We start from the raw sequence: 18,431 nt of genomic DNA, 5'->3' as shown, positions 1-18,431 counted from the left end.
CTATCCTCTAACTTTCTGTTCCCATTTCCATGCCGAACGCATAGCGTCATCCAAGCTCAATTTAGTTTTCCAGCCCAATTCATTATTGGCTTTTTGGGTATCAGCGTAAGCTGAAATAATATCGCCCTCACGACGGCCAACAATTTGGTAATTCAGTTTTTCGCCAGATACTTTTTCAAAAGCTTTCACTACTTCTAAAACAGAACTACCTTTACCTGTTCCTAAATTAAACGTTTCGTAGTTAGACTTGTTTTTATTACCCAACAAACGCTGAAGAGCTACAACGTGCGCCTTCGCCAAATCCACCACATGGATATAATCCCGGATGCAAGTACCATCTGGTGTAGGGTAATCATCTCCAAAAACAGACAGCTTCTCACGTAATCCTATGGCTGTTTGCGTGATAAACGGCACTAGGTTTTGAGGCACTCCGATTGGCAACTCCCCAATATTAGCCGATTCGTGCGCTCCAACCGGGTTGAAATATCGCAATGCAATGGCTTTAAGACTAGGTGTTACTTTACAGGTATCTCGAATGATTTCCTCTCCAATTTGTTTGGTGTTCCCGTAAGGAGACTCGGCTTGCTTTACTGGTGCATTTTCGGTGATTGGCAATTCATCCGCCTGACCGTAAACCGTACACGACGAACTGAAAATAAAACTCGCCTCGGGCAGTTTTTTCAATTCCTTTAAAATATAAACTAACGTACCAATGTTGTTTTCATAATACAACAACGGTTCCTGTACGCTTTCGCCCACAGCTTTGCTAGCCGCAAAATGGATAACGCCTTTTAAATCGCTGTATTTTGCAAAAAAGGCCTCTACCCCAGCTTTATCTTTTAAATCGAGTTTTTCAAAAATGGGCGTTTTTCCGGTTATGGCGGTGATGCCTTGCAATACGTTTTCAGAAGAGTTAGACAAATCGTCGATAATCACTACTTCGTAGCCTTCGTTCTGTAATTCTACAACGGTGTGCGAACCAATGAAACCCAGCCCGCCGGTAACTAAAATTTTATCCATTTATAAAGTTGATTATGGTTGAAGTTATATGTTCAATTTGTTCGTCGTCCAATTCGGTGTGCATGGGCAATGAAATGACTTCCTTTACCAATTGGTTAGTCACCTCAAAATCGGCTTCGTTGTATCTCTCGTCTAAATAAGCCTTTTGCCTGTGCAACGGAATGGGATAATACACTCCACACGGAATGTCGTTTTCGTTTAAATGCTTCACCAACGCATCTCGGTCAATCCCCTTTATCTGTAAGGTATATTGGTGAAATACGTGATTATCAGCTTCACCCGACCTAAACGGTGTTATAATGCCATCTATATTTTTTAAAGCTTTGTCGTATTTTGTGGCTGCCAGATTTCTTCTTTCGTTATATCTATCCAAATGCGGCAATTTAGCATTTAAAACCGCAGCTTGGATACTGTCCAATCTAGAATTTACCCCCACAACATCATGGTGGTAACGCTCATACATCCCGTGGTTTACAATACCGCGAATGGTATGCGCCAAATCGTCGTTATTGGTAAAAATAGCTCCGCCATCTCCATAACAACCGAGGTTTTTCGATGGAAAGAATGACGTCGCCCCTACATCGCCAATAGTGCCGACTTTTACTTTTTTTCCATTTTTATAAGTGTAAGTTGCACCAATAGCTTGGGCGTTATCTTCAATAACAAATAAATTATGCTCTTCAGCAATATTCATTATAGCCTCCATATCGGCACATTGCCCAAACAAATGCACAGGAACAATAGCCTTAGTTTTTGGTGTAATAGCCTTTTTAATAGCTTCGATGTTAATGTTGAAATCGTCTGGGTTAACATCAACCAAAACGGGCGTTAATTGTAGTAATGCAATCACCTCAACGGTTGCCGCAAAGGTAAAATCGGCCGTAATTACCTCATCGCCCGGCTTCAACCCCAAGCCCATCATGGCTATTTGTAAAGCATCGGTACCGTTGGCACATGGAATAACATGCTTTACGCCCAAATATTCCTCTAAATTTTTTTGAAATTCGTGAACCTTTGGTCCGTTTATAAATGCAGTGGTTTCAATAACCTCGTGGATTGAGGGATTAACAACATCTTTTATGTCGTTGTACTGACCTTTTAGGTCTACCATTTGAATTTTTCTCACGCGCTCAAAAATTTATAACTTTCAAATGCCATGACATTTAAAAGCGTTATAGCCTTTCCCTTTATTTGAAATGTTTTTCAACCGAAAATCTTTCAGAATAATAGTTTTCAAAACTACAAAAATCATTGGCTACAACCAATCAAACATTTGCGATTATTTTAAGTCATCGATTACATTTTATTTGAAACTTTTGATTTCTACGGAATATACGGCCTGTTTATTTAAAGTGATGTATTTTAGCGGCAAATAAAACGTATTTTGAACTTCATTTACAACATAGGCATTTATTTAGCGAATTTTGTACTACACTGTTCTTCAGGATTTAATACTAAAATTAAAAGCGGAATTGATGGCAGAAAACAGAGCTTTAAAACCTTACAATCGAGCTTAACACCAAACGATAAAACCCTGTGGTTTCATTGTGCCTCGTTGGGCGAATACGAACAGGGACTTCCTATTTTTGAAGCTCTAAGAAAACAATATACAACACATAAAATTGTGCTGACTTTTTTTTCGCCTTCGGGTTACGAAGTACGGAAAAACACACCCATTGCCGATGTGGTAGTTTATCTGCCCATGGATACCCCAAAAAATGCTGAACGTTTTATAAACTTGTTGCAACCCGAACTCACTGTTTTTGTAAAATATGATATTTGGCCCAACTATTTAAATAAAATTAAAAAACATCAACTCCGGGCCATCTTAATTTCAGCGGCCTTTAGGGAAAACCAATTGTATTTTAAACCATTTGGCAAACCCCTACGTGATGCCCTTTTTGCATTCGAACATATTTTCACCCAAAACGAAGTTTCCAAAACGTTATTGGAATCGATAAACTTCAACCATGTTACGGTAAGTGGCGACACACGGTTCGATAGGGTTTCAAATCAATTGAAACAAGACAACACCTTGCCTTTTGTTGAGGAATTCAAAAGCAATCAGCTATGCGTGGTTATTGGCAGTTCGTGGCCAGAGGACGAAGTCCTTTTAACGGAATACATTAATAACCAAGCCCCGAAAAATGTAAAATTCATTATTGCACCGCACGACATTAAGTCTAGCCATATTAAAAATATCGAAGCCCTGCTAAAAGTTCCATACGTGCTTTTTTCAAAAAAAGACAACACACACCTTCAAAGTGCAAGCGTCTTTATAATTGACACCATAGGCCTACTAACAAAAATTTATAATTATGCTGATATCGCCTATGTTGGTGGCGCCATGGGCAACACTGGACTGCACAACACTTTAGAACCAGCTGTATTTGGTGTTCCCGTAGTTATTGGAAAAAACTACGACAAATTCCCTGAAGCTAAAGACTTAATTAATAATGGCGGCATGTTTTCTATCGCTAACCAAACAGAACTTAAACACATTTTAGATGAGCTAATTAATAACGAAGTAAAACGTCTCGACACTGGAACGGCCAACGCTACTTTCATTATGAAAAATAAAGGCGCCGTGATCCAAATACTCGATTACCTTCGTATATACAAATGAAGTTGATGAAATATTTGTTGAAATTTCAACATTTAAAACAAAAAAATTATTAAATTAAATATCAACTTTAATAATTAACACTAAAATGAAAAAACCAATGAAAAAATTACTTTTAAGCACCGTTATGTTAGTGGCACTTGCCTTAAGTTTTACCTCTTGTAGAGACACCAAAAAAGCCGACTCTGTTGAAGACGCTATCGAAAATGCCGGTGACGCCATGGAAGAAGCTGCCGATGATGCTGCCGATGCCACCGAAGGCGCTTTAGAAGAAGCAGGAAAAGCTATGGATGAAGCTGTTGACGCAACAGATAATGCCATTAAAGAAACCGGCGAAGCTATGAAAGAAGCTGGCGACGCCGTTGAAAATAAAGCCGAAGAATTAGAAGAGTAATTCTATTTTTTTGTAAACTTTAAAATTAACCAGTGAATATTTTCACTGGTTTTTTTTATGGATATACGTCATCCCTTCTTACTGAATTCATTTGATTCTTGTAAAATAAAAAAGCCGAAAACTTAAATTTTCGGCTTTTAAATATATTATCAGTAATGGATTTTCAAAAATTAAAACCAAGGTTTTTTACCCACTTGATAAGTTTGATAAAACTCCGCATCCGATTTTGTTAAATAAATGATTCCTTCAATAAAGCCTACTATACTGGCAATACCACAAGTTAAAATAGTAGCTATCAATAAAATCACACCTTCTTTATTATAACCTAGCACAAATTTGTGTATGCCCAATCCTCCAAAAAGGATTCCTAAAACCCCAGCTAAAATTTTCTTGTTTTCTGTGGAATCGAAGGTTTGTTTGGCATTGCTCGCAAACTCAGAAGCCGTTTTTTTGGCTTCATTGAATGTATCGTTTGTTTGTTTTTCTTCAGACATAAAAACATTTTTAATGGTTAGTAAATGGATTATAAATGTAGTAAAAAATCTGTTTGCTTTATAACCCAACTACAATAAAGTAATTTCCGACTGAAAAAACGGTAGTTATCTAAACAGCATAATAAGTCCGCCCAAAGCCGTTACCAAAAACACAAAACGCCTGTAGTGGGTGTTTGAAATTAGCCTTACAATACGCGCACCTACGAAAAAGCCAACAATTACCATGGGAATAAGTACCGAATTGAGCACCAAAGTTTCGGTGGTAACAGTTTTCCAAACTAAAATATGAAAGGGCAGTTTAAACACATTGATTATAAAAAACAACCAAGCCGCCGTGCCAATAAATTGGTTCTTCGGAAATCGCATGGCCAAAAAATAAATGTTGGAAATGGGTCCGGCTAAATTGCCTATCATGGTAGTAAACCCTGCCAAAAACCCCATAATAATTCCAAACCATTTACTGGTGGGCACTTTTGGCGATGCGCGCCTTTCGGTATAAAACATAATAAGTACCGAAACCATAATGATAATGGCCATCATGCGTTTAAAAACCAACTCCGAAATATCGTTACCTACCCACACGCCAACGAGTACACCAACAATCATCCAAGGAATGAGTTTTTTGATGATATCCCATTTTACATGTTTGAAATAATAGATAACGGCAAAAATATCGGCAGCGATAAGCATGGGCAGCAGCACACCGGTAGATGCTTTTTCACCAAACACAAAAGCTAGAATTACCACTATAATAATACCGATGCCTTTAATGCCCGATTTGGATAAACCCAACAGGAAAACAGCAAAACCAATGGCTAACCATTGCCATACCGACAGTTGAAATGATTGTAAAATTTCTAAATAAGACAATGATTCTTTTTTGAAGCAGCGAAATTACAAAAAAGCATCATCAACAGGCTCCCAAAGCTCTATTTTATTGCCATCATTATCTAAAATCCAACCGAACTTTCCGTATTCGTATTCTTCAATTTCACCTACAATGGTAACGCCTTCTGCTTTTAAAGTCTTCAATAATTCCTCCAAGTTCTCCACCCGATAATTAAACATGAAATCTTTTTTTGAGGGCTCGTAATATTTGGTGTCTTCCGGAAACGGACTCCATTGTGTAGAGCAATCGTTGCCATTTTTATCTTTCCACCAAAAAGTACAACCGTAATCGTCGGTATTAAATCCCAGATGTTTTTTGTACCACGCTTTTGTGGCTTTGGGGTCTTTGGTTTTAAAAAATAATCCGCCTATGCCTGTTACTCGTTTTTTCATTGCTCTGCTTAAGAAGCTAAAAAGTATATTTATTCTGAATTTTTATAGTGATTGGAAAAGAAAAAGAATCTCAAAAATTCAGTTTTAACAAAATGAGATTTCTCGACTTTAGTTTATCTTGAGCGAAGACGAAAGACTCGAAATGACAAAAAACTACTTTACAGATAGCTCCAGTTTTATAGATTAAACATGTTGATCGATTAAAATTGTATTTCCGTCGGGGTCAAAAAGCACGGTGCTTCCTGGGCCAGAAGTAGTCTCATCGGCCTCGCTTTCCAGTTTGATGTTATTGTTTTTCAAATGCTTTTGAATGGCACGGACATCATCAAAAGGCTCCACCTTTTGCGCATTTTCGTCCCAACCAGGGTTAAAGGTCAAAATATTTTGTTCGAACATGCCTTGAAATAACCCTATGATGGCATTACCATTTTTCATGATGAGGTAATTCTGCTCGATATCGCCTGCAAATTGCGAAAACCCCAAGGTTTCGTAAAATTGCTTTGAAGCCTTAATATCCTTCACATTAAGACTTACCGAAAATGCTCCTAATTTCATAATAATGGTTTTGTTGGTTACTTTTTAATGGCGGTTTCGTAAATGTTTATCCACTTGTTAACCGTTAGCTTTTGGCACAGTTCGGCAATTAATTCCAATGGAATATCATCCATTTTTTTAAACCGAATGCAACTTTTGCCCATATCCAGTTTGCGTTTGCTGTGCTTCGGGTATTCGGCCACAAACCAATCGTGGATTTCGGGCACGGCATAAATACCACTATGGTAAAGATTCACCGAATTTTTCTGCGACGCAAAACTCATAAACGGCAAGGGTTCTTTGGGGTTGCAATGATAGCCATCGGGGTAAACCGAATGCGGCACATAATAGCCAATCATACCGTATTGGATGCCCTCTTCAAAACCTTTGGGCAAATTTTCGTTTATAACTTTACGAAGTGCTTTTAAGGCTTGCTGACGTTCTTCGGGCACTTGATTAATGTAATCTTCGGGCGATGTAGCGTTGTATTGCATCGGTTCTTTTTTACGAACCTAAAGTTAACAAAATTTCGCCTTAATCTTATCAACAATAGTTTGGGCTAGTTTTTCTTTACTTTCAACAGTCCAACCCGCAACATGAGGCGTTAACAATACTTTTTTAGAACGGATTAAATACTGAAAGGCTTTAGTGGCTTCTACTTCGCTAAGCAAGCCTTTTTCTACATTTCCAGAGGTATCGGGTGTTTTGAATAAATTCTCAAAAGAGTCTTTTTCGTATTCTAAAACATCCAGCCCGGCACCCAGAATTTTACCCGATTGCAGGGCTTCCACTAAATCTTGGGTCACCACACTTTTTCCGCGGGCCGTATTTATAAACCAAAACGGCTTTTTAAACTGGTTGATAAACTCGGTGTTCACCATTTTTAAAGTTAATGGGGTTTGCGGCGTGTTTAAGCTCACCACATCTACCTTTTCCTGAAATTCTTTTAGCGACACTTGTTTGGCATTGGCATCGCCCACATTATCTTTAATATCGTAACACAGCACCTCAACATCAAATCCGCGTAGTTTTTTGGCAAAGGCCTTGCCCATGTTTCCGTAGCCAATAATGCCCACGGTTCGGCCATCGAGTTCTATGCCACGGTTATCTTCGCGCAACCATTGCCCCAAACGCACTTCGGCATCGGCCTTATTGAGTTTATTGAACAACGAGAGTAGCATGCCCAAAGCGTGCTCACCTACGGCATTGCGGTTTCCTTCGGGTGCCGCTATTAAATACACGCCTTTTTTTTCGGCGTACTCGCAGTCAATATTTTCGAGTCCGGCACCTACCCTTCCTATAAATTTTAGATTGGTAGCAGCATCGAGAAATGGTTTATCGATGGTAAAACGGCTTCTTATAATAATGCCGTCGTATTGATCTATTTTTTTTTCGATGGCTTCTTTTGAGGAATAATAATCTTCGTCGTTTTGAAAGCCTAATTCGTTTAATTGATTAATAATTAGTTCGTGATTGGTATCTAAGTGAAGAATTTTCATTTTGAATATTTATATCACCCAAAATTAAAAATAATGTAGCACCGAACAAATTTTAGAACTGCTGAAGTTTGCGTTAGGGATTGCAATGGCATCCTTTTTAAAAGACTAAAAAGGCGATACGCAATATGCCTAACTGAAATTTAATGGATGGCTTTGGCGTTTCCTACTCGCCCTGACCTTTTTAAAAAGATAAAACGGAAAGCCCGACCCGGAGCTTGTCGAAGGGTAACGCCCAAATATGATACTGAAAATAAACTCAGCAGATCTACCTTAAATCCCTAAAATAAGTTTAGCGATTGAAAAGTAAATAAGAATACCAAAAATATCGTTACTGGTGGTTATAAACGGACCAGTGGCTATGGCAGGATCAATGCCACGTTTATCTAAAAATAACGGTACAAAAGTACCGATTAGCCCAGCGACCACAATAACGACAACCAACGAAATTGACACCGCAAAGGCCGTGTTGACGCTATTGCCAATGGCCCAAACAAACAAAAATAAGAACAGCGCCAAAACCACGCCGTTTAAGGCTGCCAATAGCATTTCCTTTAAGAGACGACTGTTAATACTTCCTTTTACATCGTCGTTGGCCAAACCTTGTACGATAATCGCTGAAGATTGCACCCCAACGTTACCCGCCATCGCTGCAATGAGTGGAGTGAAGAAAAACAACACGGCATATTTACTGAACGCTTCGTGAAACCCTTCCATAATCAAAAAGGCGCCCACGCCACCAACAAGTCCTAAAAACAACCATGGCAAACGTGCTTTGGTAAGCTGAAGAATACTATCGTCTGAATCGACATCGCCCGTAATACCAGCAGCCATTTGGTAATCTTTATCGGCTTCCTCTTTCATAACATCCACAATATCGTCGATGGTAATGCGCCCTAACAAGACTTTATTCTCGTCGCTTTCAACTACCGGAATAGCTTCCAAATCGTACTTGGCCATGATTCTGGCGACCTCTTCCACATCTTCGTTCACATTAACGTAATCGACACTGGAAATATAAATATCGGCGATTTTCTGGTCGCTTTTGGCCACAATCAAATCCTTTAATGACAAACGGCCAATGAGTTTTTCCTGCTTATCGACCACATAGACTGAATGTACCCGCGTCACTTCTTTGGCCTGCCCACGAATGCGGCGCAAGCAACCGGCCACCGTCCAAGTATCGTAAACCTTAACCAACTCTTTAGCCATGAGTCCACCAGCGGTGTCTTCATCGTAAGCCAAAAGCTCCCTAATTTCTGCTTGGTGCGCTTCGTCTTCAATTCTGGAAATAACTTCTTGCCGGCGTTCTTCGGGAAGTTCGGCAATGATGTCGGCAGCATCATCAGTATCGAGCTCTTCAACTTCTTCGGCTATTTCTTGTGCCGAAAGGTTTTTTAAAACTTTTTCACGGTTGTCTTCATCCAATTCCATTAAAATATCGGAAGTGGTTTCAGAATCCAGAAGTTTGATTACATACATCGCGCCTTCCAAATCGAGCTCATCCAGGATTTCGGCGATATCGGCATAATGGAAATCGTCCATAAGCTTTTTGAGCTGCTTATCACTTTGCGATTCGATAAGTTGCTCAACCTGCTCTAAGAGTTCATCTGTGAGTTGAAATTGTATGTTTTCTTTTTCTTCTGACAAATGGAAAAGTTTTAAGGATTAAAGATCTGCTTCGATTAATTGGGTGAGCTCTAAAAACTCTGGAACACTCAATTGTTCGGGGCGTTTGCCAAATATACTATTTGCTTTTAAATTATCGGACAAATTCAATGTTTTTAAACTGTTACGAATGGTTTTTCGGCGCTGCTGAAAAGCCATTTTCACCACTCTAAAAAACAGTTTTTCGTCGCATGGCAAAGTGTAATTTTCTTTTCTGCTGAGTCGTAACACACCCGAATCTACTTTTGGTGGTGGATTGAACACATTGGGCGGCACGGTAAACAGGTATTCGGCATTGTAAAACGCTTGGGTAAGTACCGAAAGAATGCCGTACACTTTGCTGCCTTCTTTTGAACAAATGCGCTGTGCCACTTCCTTTTGGAACATACCTGAAAACTCAGGGATTTGATGGCGCATTTCCAAAGCCTTAAAAACAATCTGGCTCGAAATATTGTAAGGAAAATTTCCAATTATGGCTAAAGGTTCTCCTTTAAACACTTGATTTAAATCGTATTTTAAAAAGTCTTTTTCAATGATTCGAGGTGCCAAATTCAAGTAATTGGCTTTTAAGTACTCGACCGACTCGGTATCGATTTCAATCACATAAGTGGTGATATCTTTTTTTAAGAGATACTTAGTGAGCACGCCCATACCCGGACCAATTTCCAAAACGTTGTTGTAGCCGTTTAAGCTTAAGGTATCGGCTATTTTTTGGGCCACCGCTTCATCATTTAAGAAATGCTGACCTAAATGTTTCTTTGCCTTTACTTGATGTTGGTTGGAATGTTGCGCCACGGGATATAACAATTTAAGTTAGCAAAGATACAAAAGCCCTTACTTCTATTAGCTTTATACTTAAAAATGTAATTTGAGCCCTTCGTGCGAAGCTACAAAACCTAGTTGTTCGTAAAACTTTATGGCTTTGGGTCTTTTTTTATCGGAGGTTAATTGCACAATCACCGCATTTTTTTCCTTGGCTCGGTGTATTGCCCACTTAAACATTTCTTTCCCCAGGCCTTTTCCTCTTTGGTTTGATTTTACATGCACTGATTCAATTTGGGCTCTTAATGCACCCAAGCGGTTTAAATATTGAATAAAGGTAAGTTGTAGCGTGCCTAAAATTTCCCCCTCGTCATTTTCGGCCACCACCAGTTCTTGGTTGGGGTCGGCCACGATGTTTTTAAAAGCATCGAAATATGTTTTGGGCAATGGCAATTGATAGTTTTCCCGGGTTTTACCGAGTTCATCGTCGGCATACATGGCCACAATTTCTGGTAAATCCTGTTCGATTGCTTTTCTAAAATTCATGATTGTATTTTTTACAGCCGAAAAATCAATTAAAATCTACCGTATATTCATCAATAATTTGAAGCTCGGTACGGAAGGCCAACATTTTATCGGCAAACTTTTTTGCACCTTCCGTGCGTAGTCTGTTTGCATCTTCTCGGTAGTAAGCATCTAAAGCTTCGCGGGAATATGTGCGGTATTGAATGGAATAGGTAATACCACCCATGTCTTCTTCAACCAGTACTCGGGTTAAGGTCGCTTTTTCAAATTTTCCCGTACCCAATACTTGTGGAATGTGCTCTTTTATCCATTTTAGCCATTCGCCGTGGATGCTTTCGTCAATGTTTACGGTTACGTTGTAAATATACATAATTAGCGTTTTTGCAAATTACCGCAGTTCTATCGCAGAATCAAAACAAATCACCTTAAAATTGGTATCGCTGGCACATACTTTACCGATTTTTGTTGATACACCCTAACGGTATTTATTATTGTAACCACAATGTTATATCCGTATAGTGCCCCAATTAATAAAATCACACTCAAAAACGGGCTTGGCGAAATGGATTTTAAAACCCCACTTAAAAAACCTCCCATCATCCCTGTTACAAAAATGATGTAAAAGGAAAATAGCAATATCACCCACGTTATCTGAAAGTTTAAAATGGATTTTCCCAATCTATCGACCCCTTTAGTTTTTTCGCGCTTCAAAATCCAAAGTGTTAGCGGAATTATGATACCTAAAATCGGAAAAAACACAAAACCTAAAGCCGACAGACTCATAATAACTAAATACGAATTATCTTCCCGAACTTGCCATTCTACAATATCAGAAGGTGTACAGTTTAAAGCTTGTGCCAACTTTTTTAGGGTATCGCCTCTGGGTACCGTTTCACTATTTTCAATACGTTGGATGGTTCGCAAACTTAAACCCGATTCCGTAGCCAAAACTTCTTGCGACAATCCTTTTTGTTTTCTTAATTCTTTTACTCGCTCTGCTAAATTGAAGTTATTCATTTTTTAGGTTTTAATTTTGAGTAAAACTACAACAACACCTTATTATTTGATAGCGTCTTTATTGCGTCATGTTTACGTCAACCGTGTCGAAACCTCTATTTTAAAGGGATTTCACCTAATGAAATTTAAAATCAGTTTACCGCATCACCCCGAAGTGCCCTAAAACGTTTTCTGGCATCGACAAAATAAATGCTATCGGCGTGGTTAAAAATGATGCTTTCGTAAAGCTGTTTGGCCTTTTCGGGTTGGCTTAATTTGTTCTCAAAAATTTTAGCCAAATGAAATAAGGCATCGTCGACCAAAATTCCATTGCGATAATTTTCAATAAGCACTTCGTAATTCGCCTTAGCTTTTTCAAATTCTTTTTTCAACTCGAACAATTGGGCTTGTTTGTACAAGGCTTGGCCAATAATCGGTTCGGTTTTATGTTCATTTAAAATGCCGTCGAGCAATGTAATGGCCGCATCATTTTTGTTTTGAAAAGCCAGCAAATCGGCCTTTGCGTATTTTTTTAAGGCCGTTTGAAGCGAATCTTCGTATTTGTTATCTGTTATTAGCAACTTTAAATCGAGTGCATCGTTGGCAATTAATTGCGAGGTGGACGATTTTAATATTTTCAATTGCGACTCGGCCCATTTAAAATCGCCTTTGTAGTAGCTGGCTTTGGCGACCTTAAAACGTGCTTCTTGCGAAATGGTACTGTTTTTTAAATTACGCTGAATTTGAGTATAGTAAATCAAGGCCTGGTTGAATTTTTCCTGAAGCACCAAAATATCGCCCAACTTCAATTTTACTTGTGCCTGCTCCATTTGCGACAAAGGTTCTTCCAAAAGGTTTTCTAAAAATGCACTGGCGGTTTTAGGGTCGTCCATATAAAAGGCTAAAAAGTGCGCATACGAAATTTGCAAACTCAGCAGATTGGCTTCATCTCCAAAATCATTCAATAATTCTAAATACTGTTCTTTTATTTTCGGATACTCTTTAGCTGAACTTTCCTTTATTTGAAGCTGAAGCAAATGATAATAGGCATTGAGTTTGGTATCGGGGTTTTGTGCTGTTTCAATTAGGTAATTATAAATTTCTTTGGCGGTTTCGGGCTCCTCTTCATTTACGCAAATTCCTGCCAACTCTTCAATACGCAGCAAGCCGGCCTGCTCTCTGTTATAAATGGCTTTTTCTTGCGTAAAGGCTTTTTTATAATCTTTTTGCTGAATAAACAACCAACTGAGCAGCTCATTCCACAACACATCGGGCTGTTCCTGCATTTTTTTTAGCAGCATTTTTCGGAACAGGATGTTGTTTTCGTTGTTGGCATCTTCGGTTATAAACTCGTTTATATTCCGTTTTACATCGCTTAAAACAATGGGGTTCGACATGGCAAAATCAAGATAACTACCGAACATTTTTTCTATTTTCCCCTGTTCGCCATAAACCTGCGCCAATTGTACGTTGAAATTATAATCAGGATTTAGGGCCATGGCTTTTTCATAAGCTGTTGCTGCTTCTTCTAAAAGCGTATGGTTTTGAAATCCTCGGGCAACCGAAAATACATTCGACGGTCGCTCGTCAATCGATTGTAATGCCATATTGTAATTTACCTTAGCATTTTCCAAATCGCTTTTAAGCTGGTAATTATAACCCAGCTCTACAAAAAACGCTGGATATTTTACCCGATCCATAAGCTGTACCAAAAAGCTTTCGGCTTCATCGTACTGTTCTAACTGCTGGTGTGCACTTATAATTTGATTGATAACGTTAATATTGGACGGCGACTGGGCATAGATTTTTTTATACTCCAACAAGGCTTTTTCGAATTCACCGTTCTTAAAATATTCATTTGCAATTAGCTCATTTTGGGAGAAAACGCTTGTAGTTATGAAAAACAATATGATAAATAGAGGCCTCATGCGGTAAATATAACAAATGTGAATTTCAGTTTTAGATAAGACGGGATATTTTTGGCAGTTTTTGGAAATCTGATTAACAAAAAATGCCCGGACAACAATCCGGGCACTAACCAACCAAAAATAATGCTCTATTAACTACTTGTTAATTAACTACTCGATTGGGGACAGCCATTATACTCCTGCTCTGCAAGACAGGCTATTTTTCTTATCAAGTAAATAAACAGGAAATATTTATTTGCTAACAATCGCTCTTGTTTCTCCTTCAGATTTAAATAGCTTAAAATCTGAAGACAAAACTTTTGTCGCGAAAAATATGAGAGCAATTAATAAAACAATGCGTTTAACATTTTTCATAATCAGCAGGTTAATTAGATTTAGGAAGACGAACTTGGGAAATAAAATTTAAAAAAACAAGAAAATCGACAAAAAACACACCGAACAACATGTGTTTTGTGTGTTTTGTCGATTATTTCAAATTAAACATTCTTAAAAAGAACGTTTTAACCTACATTTTAATCAATAATTTTGAAACCGGTGTACGGTTGTAAAACCTCAGGAATAACGATACCCGATTCGGTTTGGCAATTTTCCAAAATTCCGGCCAATACGCGTGGCAAAGCTAAAGAACTTCCGTTTAACGTATGGGCCAATTCGTTTTTACCATCACTATTTTTAAATCGTAGTTTTAAACGATTGGCTTGAAAAGTTTCGAAGTTAGACACCGATGAAATTTCTAACCATCGGTCTTGCGCCGTTGAAAACACCTCAAAATCATAAGTCAGTGCCGACGTAAAACCTAAATCACCACCGCACAACCTTAAAATTCTGTAAGGTAATTTTAATTCTTCCAAAATGGTTTTTACATGAGCTACCATACCGTCTAAAGCTTCATAGGATTTACTTGGGTGTTCTACACGTAAAATCTCCACCTTATCAAATTGGTGCAAACGGTTGAGTCCGCGAACGTGCGCTCCGTAACTTCCAGCCTCACGTCGGAAACATGGCGTATAGCCCGTAATACCAATAGGCAAATCGCTTTCATTCAAAACCACATCCCTAAAAATATTGGTTCCAGGTACCTCGGCTGTTGGTATCAAATATAAATTATCGGCCGTTACATGGTACATCTGCCCTTCTTTATCGGGTAATTGCCCTGTGCCAAAGCCAGAAGCTTCGTTCACTAAATGCGGCAGTTGATATTCGGTATAGCCTGCAGCAGTGTTTTTATCCAGAAAATAGGCAATCAAGGCGCGTTGTAAGCGTGCTCCTTTTCCTTTGTAAACGGGAAATCCAGCACCGGTAATTTTATTGCCCAGTTCAAAATCGATAATATCATATTTCTTGGCCAACTCCCAGTGTGGTAATGCCCCTTGGTTCAATTTTGGAATATCGCCAGCACGAAACACCTCTTCGTTATCGGCATCGGTGCCCCCTTGCGGCACAATTTCGTTGGGCACATTGGGTATTTTATAAAGCAATTCGTTGAGCGCTTCGGCTTTTTGGTTTAAAGCTTCGGTCAATTCTTTCGAGGCCTCTTTCAACTGGCTCGTTTTTTCCTTGAGCACATTGGCTTTTTGAACTTCGCCGGATTTGTACAAGTTTCCAATTTCTTTTGAAAGGGTGTTCGATTCGGCCAAAGTATTGTCCAACTCCGTTTGAAGACGTCTTCTGTCCTCATCAAAAGTAATGACATCGTTTATCATTTGCGTGGCATCAATGTTTCGTTTTGCCAACCGCTCTATCACTAAATCTTTGTTTTCTCTAATAAAGGGAACTTGTAACATGCAATGAAAATTTAAGCGACAAATTTAAGGAAATAGTTATTTAATTGCCCGTGTTTTTGAAGTTAAAATCCAGTCGCTGTGTTTAAAGTGCTGCCATTCTACATTGGCCAAATCCACATCGGGATTTACTAGGGTTTTAAAAGGTTTTCCGTTAACGCTAACTTTGCTATTTACATAAACCGCAACCTCCTTTCCTTCAGACTTGTACTTGTTTTTCAGATGTTGTGCAAATTGCCAAATTACATCAGGTTTGGTACTAGCCGCCCGTTTTTGTTTTGGGGTGAGGTACTCGTTTAAATTAACGTATTCACGCTTGCCCGTTTGTTTATCTTCCACCCAATAGGCTACCTGGGCGCCTTTTGTACGCAGCATCATACGCCAAGCCAGCCGGTGACCTTCTTCCGTCCACAACACATCGTCCTCAAAAAAATGATGCCTTAACGGTAAACCAATTTGCACAATAAAATAGATTGAAAAAACCGCTATCCATGCGTTTTTATACTTCGGAAGCACTATTTCATTTCCTTCATAAAACGGTTTCCTTTTTAAAAATAACTTTTGAATGGTTTTCGGTTCGAAAAAGAAAAGCGTAAACGCCAAGGCCAAATACGGAAAGATACCAATTTGAAACACCACCGAATTGAACAGATGAAAAAACACCGCCACGGCAAATGCATATTTTCTTGTGGGTTTGTACAATAGCAGTGGAACTATCAATCCATCGAAAAAAATACCACCGTAAGCCATAATATAGTGCATCCATTTTTGTTGGAGCAAATCGCCCACCAAAAAATAGTTTTGCTTGTTTTTCATAAACACTTCAATAACCATGGTATCCAACCAATCGGGATAAAACTTGGCCACCGAAGCATAAGTGTAAACAATGAAAAGCTGTAAAATAATCACCCATCGGCACCATTGTGGCATGGAAATACTTTTAATTTCTGGATGGTGTTTAGCATCGAGTGAAGCATAACGGTTGGCCGGAAGACATACCATAATGGCACTGACCAACATCAATAAATAATAGTGGTTGTTGTACGACGACTTCTGCATTAAATACGTGGCCGACCACATCAACGTAAACGCCAACATACTAAATCGGTATTTATACCCCAGCATAATGAACAAACCGAAAACGCCCATCAATACATAATAAATGTACATGCCGTTGCCCGGCAATGGTTGCAACCATTCAAAACCAATAAAAGAAAATGTGAATTGAGGCTCAATAAGTGTGGTTTTTACCCAGCCGGTAAAAATAGCTCCCACAGATTCTAAAAAACAAAGCAGTCCAAAAATAATTCGGAATACAATTAATGCCGAATTATCAATTCGCTTGAACAGTCCATTATTACCCATTTTGGTTTGAAATAAAATGCAATGCGGTTTGTTTATCGAGCGACAACTGGGTTTTTAAAGCCTCCACCGATTCGAATCGATATTCATCACGAATGCGCTGCAATAAATCCACTTGAATGGTTTCGCCGTAAATATCGGCATCAAAATCAAAAAAGTGCACCTCTATGGTTTGTTGGCTACCATTTACCGTGGGATTGGTACCAATATTCATCATTCCAAAAACCGTTTTATTGTTGATTTTTGAACTGACGATGTACGCCCCCTGTTTGGGGATAAGCTTATAATCTTCTGGAATTTTAATATTTGCCGTTGGGTAATTAAGTTGTCTGCCCAAGCCTTTTCCTTTGGCAACCACCCCGGTAAGCATAAAAGGATAGCCCAAATAAGCATTCGCTTTGGCAATATCGCCCGCTTGAAGAGCCGTTCTAATTTTTGTGGAACTCACCGAAACATCATCAATATCCTGTGCTGAAATTTCTTCAACTTCAAAACCGTAAGTTTCACCGTATTGTTTCAGGTCGTTGATATCGGCATTTCTATTTCTTCCAAAACGGTGGTCGTAACCAATAATCACCTTTCGGGCATGAAGTTTATCTACCAAAATTTGCTTCACAAAATCTTCGGCCGAAAGTCTTGAAAACTCGTGGGTAAACTCTTTTATAAGCAGATAATCCAAGCCCAAATCGTTTAAAATTTGGTGGCGCTCTTCAATCGTATTGATCAGTTTGATGTTGGAATCTTTCTGTAAAACCATCCGCGGGTGCGGAAAAAACGTAAGAATCACCGATTTTAAACCAAACTGCTCGCCCGTTTTTATTAAGCGCTTTATTATTTTTTGATGCCCAATATGCACACCATCAAAAGTACCGATGGTTACTACGGTGCCTTCTTTGCCAAGGGCATTTAAATTACTCTTCGTTTTCAAGCTGTGAATTTTCTACAAAACTAGGTATAATCCCTATTAAAACAAACTGAAAGCGTTTATTGTAAACTGAAGGTTTCATTTATTTGGGTAACTACCTGCGGCACTTCGCCTATTTTAAAACTTAAATAAAGCTGAAAGCTCCCATCATTCAATTTCTCAACTTTCAACAGGCCTTCCTTGATTTTATAGTACCCCGTTTCCCCCTTACAATAACACCATCGTGCAAAATAGAGTTTCTGATTTACCAAGTCTTTAGTTTCTATTTTTAAATCGTTTGGGTTCAGCTCTAAAAACACTTCCTCTCTGTAACTGCCGTCTTCGAGTTTTTTATCGTGATTTTTACTGTACTCAAATTTTAAAACTAGTTTTTTACCTTCAACGGTTTCCAAAAACAAATCTCCCAATCCATCGGTTTTAATCGCTAATGATTTGTTCTGTAAAACTTTAAATGAACAAACGCCGTTTTCAGGACAAACAATTGAATTTAACTCACTATTCTTTTGGGTTACCGCTGTGTTTTCACTTTTACAGGAAAGTGTAAAAACAAGTAAAATAACTAGGCACAAATGCTTCATAAACAAATATATGTATTTTAAAATGACGGATTATTTTTTGCAATTGATATTTATACTGAGTATT

General features: G+C 38.6%; 20 protein-coding genes. 2 read left to right on the top strand and 18 right to left on the bottom strand.

The features are described from left to right. Entirely contained in the window at positions 1 to 1,020 is a 1,020-nt protein-coding gene (gene galE / locus HC176_RS03160; RefSeq protein WP_167916741.1) for a UDP-glucose 4-epimerase GalE, read from the bottom strand. After that, positions 1,013 to 2,146, bottom strand: coding sequence for a DegT/DnrJ/EryC1/StrS family aminotransferase (locus HC176_RS03155; protein ID WP_342448660.1), 1,134 nt, complete (start codon positions 2,144 to 2,146; stop codon positions 1,013 to 1,015). The genes galE and HC176_RS03155 overlap by 8 nt, the downstream gene beginning before the upstream one ends. Positions 2,147 to 2,404: 258 nt before the next feature. On the opposite strand from HC176_RS03155, the gene HC176_RS03150 reads away from it, so the two are divergent. Both HC176_RS03150 and HC176_RS03145 read left to right on the top strand, forming a co-directional pair. Then, complete coding sequence (locus tag HC176_RS03150) at positions 2,405 to 3,646, top strand: 3-deoxy-D-manno-octulosonic acid transferase (protein WP_167916740.1); 1,242 nt, start codon at positions 2,405 to 2,407, stop codon at positions 3,644 to 3,646. Positions 3,647 to 3,743: 97 nt separating this feature from the next. Further along, entirely contained in the window at positions 3,744 to 4,037 is a 294-nt protein-coding gene (locus HC176_RS03145; RefSeq protein ID WP_167916739.1) for a hypothetical protein, read from the top strand. Positions 4,038 to 4,207: 170 nt separating this feature from the next. Here HC176_RS03145 and HC176_RS03140 read toward each other — a convergent pair whose 3' ends face one another. The 16 genes from HC176_RS03140 to HC176_RS03065 form a co-directional block, all read right to left on the bottom strand. After that, positions 4,208 to 4,531 carry a TM2 domain-containing protein gene (locus tag HC176_RS03140; protein WP_167916738.1) on the bottom strand — a complete coding sequence of 108 codons (324 nt, stop codon included), beginning with the start codon at positions 4,529 to 4,531 and terminating at the stop codon, positions 4,208 to 4,210. Positions 4,532 to 4,636: 105 nt separating this feature from the next. Further along, entirely contained in the window at positions 4,637 to 5,401 is a 765-nt protein-coding gene (locus tag HC176_RS03135; protein ID WP_167916737.1) for a sulfite exporter TauE/SafE family protein, read from the bottom strand. Positions 5,402 to 5,425: 24 nt separating this feature from the next. Further along, a complete protein-coding gene (locus tag HC176_RS03130) occupies positions 5,426 to 5,812 on the bottom strand; it encodes a VOC family protein (RefSeq protein WP_167916736.1) in 387 nt (128 codons plus the stop codon). A gap of 183 nt (positions 5,813 to 5,995) precedes the next feature. Next, the gene (locus tag HC176_RS03125) at positions 5,996 to 6,367 is read right to left on the bottom strand and encodes a VOC family protein (RefSeq protein WP_167916735.1); all 372 of its coding nucleotides are present in this window, start codon (positions 6,365 to 6,367) and stop codon (positions 5,996 to 5,998) included. Between the two features lie 17 nt (positions 6,368 to 6,384). Then, a complete protein-coding gene (locus HC176_RS03120) occupies positions 6,385 to 6,840 on the bottom strand; it encodes a DUF1801 domain-containing protein (RefSeq protein ID WP_167916734.1) in 456 nt (151 codons plus the stop codon). 24 nt (positions 6,841 to 6,864) lie between these two features. Continuing rightward, positions 6,865 to 7,845: a 2-hydroxyacid dehydrogenase gene (locus HC176_RS03115; protein WP_167916733.1), complete on the bottom strand. Its 981-nt coding sequence runs from the start codon at positions 7,843 to 7,845 to the stop codon at positions 6,865 to 6,867. 270 nt (positions 7,846 to 8,115) lie between these two features. Next, a complete protein-coding gene (gene mgtE / locus HC176_RS03110) occupies positions 8,116 to 9,492 on the bottom strand; it encodes a magnesium transporter (protein WP_209309646.1) in 1,377 nt (458 codons plus the stop codon). An 18-nt stretch (positions 9,493 to 9,510) separates the two neighbouring features. After that, positions 9,511 to 10,305 (bottom strand): 16S rRNA (adenine(1518)-N(6)/adenine(1519)-N(6))-dimethyltransferase RsmA, encoded by a 795-nt coding sequence (rsmA, locus tag HC176_RS03105; protein ID WP_167916732.1) that lies wholly within the window; start codon positions 10,303 to 10,305, stop codon positions 9,511 to 9,513. A gap of 60 nt (positions 10,306 to 10,365) precedes the next feature. Then, on the bottom strand, positions 10,366 to 10,818 hold the full coding sequence (locus HC176_RS03100; RefSeq protein ID WP_167916731.1) for a GNAT family N-acetyltransferase: 453 nt from the start codon (positions 10,816 to 10,818) through the stop codon (positions 10,366 to 10,368). A gap of 25 nt (positions 10,819 to 10,843) precedes the next feature. Next, entirely contained in the window at positions 10,844 to 11,167 is a 324-nt protein-coding gene (locus tag HC176_RS03095) for a DUF4286 family protein (protein WP_167916730.1), read from the bottom strand. Between the two features lie 50 nt (positions 11,168 to 11,217). Beyond that, positions 11,218 to 11,814: a helix-turn-helix domain-containing protein gene (locus HC176_RS03090; RefSeq protein WP_167916729.1), complete on the bottom strand. Its 597-nt coding sequence runs from the start codon at positions 11,812 to 11,814 to the stop codon at positions 11,218 to 11,220. Between the two features lie 131 nt (positions 11,815 to 11,945). Then, positions 11,946 to 13,721 carry a tetratricopeptide repeat protein gene (locus HC176_RS03085; protein ID WP_167916728.1) on the bottom strand — a complete coding sequence of 592 codons (1,776 nt, stop codon included), beginning with the start codon at positions 13,719 to 13,721 and terminating at the stop codon, positions 11,946 to 11,948. Between the two features lie 512 nt (positions 13,722 to 14,233). Further along, the gene (serS, locus tag HC176_RS03080; RefSeq protein WP_167916727.1) at positions 14,234 to 15,505 is read right to left on the bottom strand and encodes a serine--tRNA ligase; all 1,272 of its coding nucleotides are present in this window, start codon (positions 15,503 to 15,505) and stop codon (positions 14,234 to 14,236) included. A 36-nt stretch (positions 15,506 to 15,541) separates the two neighbouring features. After that, complete coding sequence (locus HC176_RS03075; protein ID WP_167916726.1) at positions 15,542 to 16,867, bottom strand: HTTM domain-containing protein; 1,326 nt, start codon at positions 16,865 to 16,867, stop codon at positions 15,542 to 15,544. Continuing rightward, a complete protein-coding gene (locus tag HC176_RS03070; RefSeq protein ID WP_167916725.1) occupies positions 16,860 to 17,792 on the bottom strand; it encodes a bifunctional riboflavin kinase/FAD synthetase in 933 nt (310 codons plus the stop codon). Before HC176_RS03070 ends, HC176_RS03075 begins: the two co-directional genes overlap by 8 nt. Positions 17,793 to 17,848: 56 nt before the next feature. Beyond that, positions 17,849 to 18,367, bottom strand: a complete 519-nt coding sequence (locus HC176_RS03065) for a hypothetical protein (RefSeq protein WP_167916724.1) — start codon at positions 18,365 to 18,367, stop codon at positions 17,849 to 17,851. Between the last annotated feature and the right edge of the window lie 64 nt (positions 18,368 to 18,431).

The sequence above is a fragment of the Tamlana crocina genome, from assembly GCF_012037625.1.
Note: the sequence above shows the minus strand (reverse complement) of the source record. Positions and strands in the feature narration are given on the sequence as shown.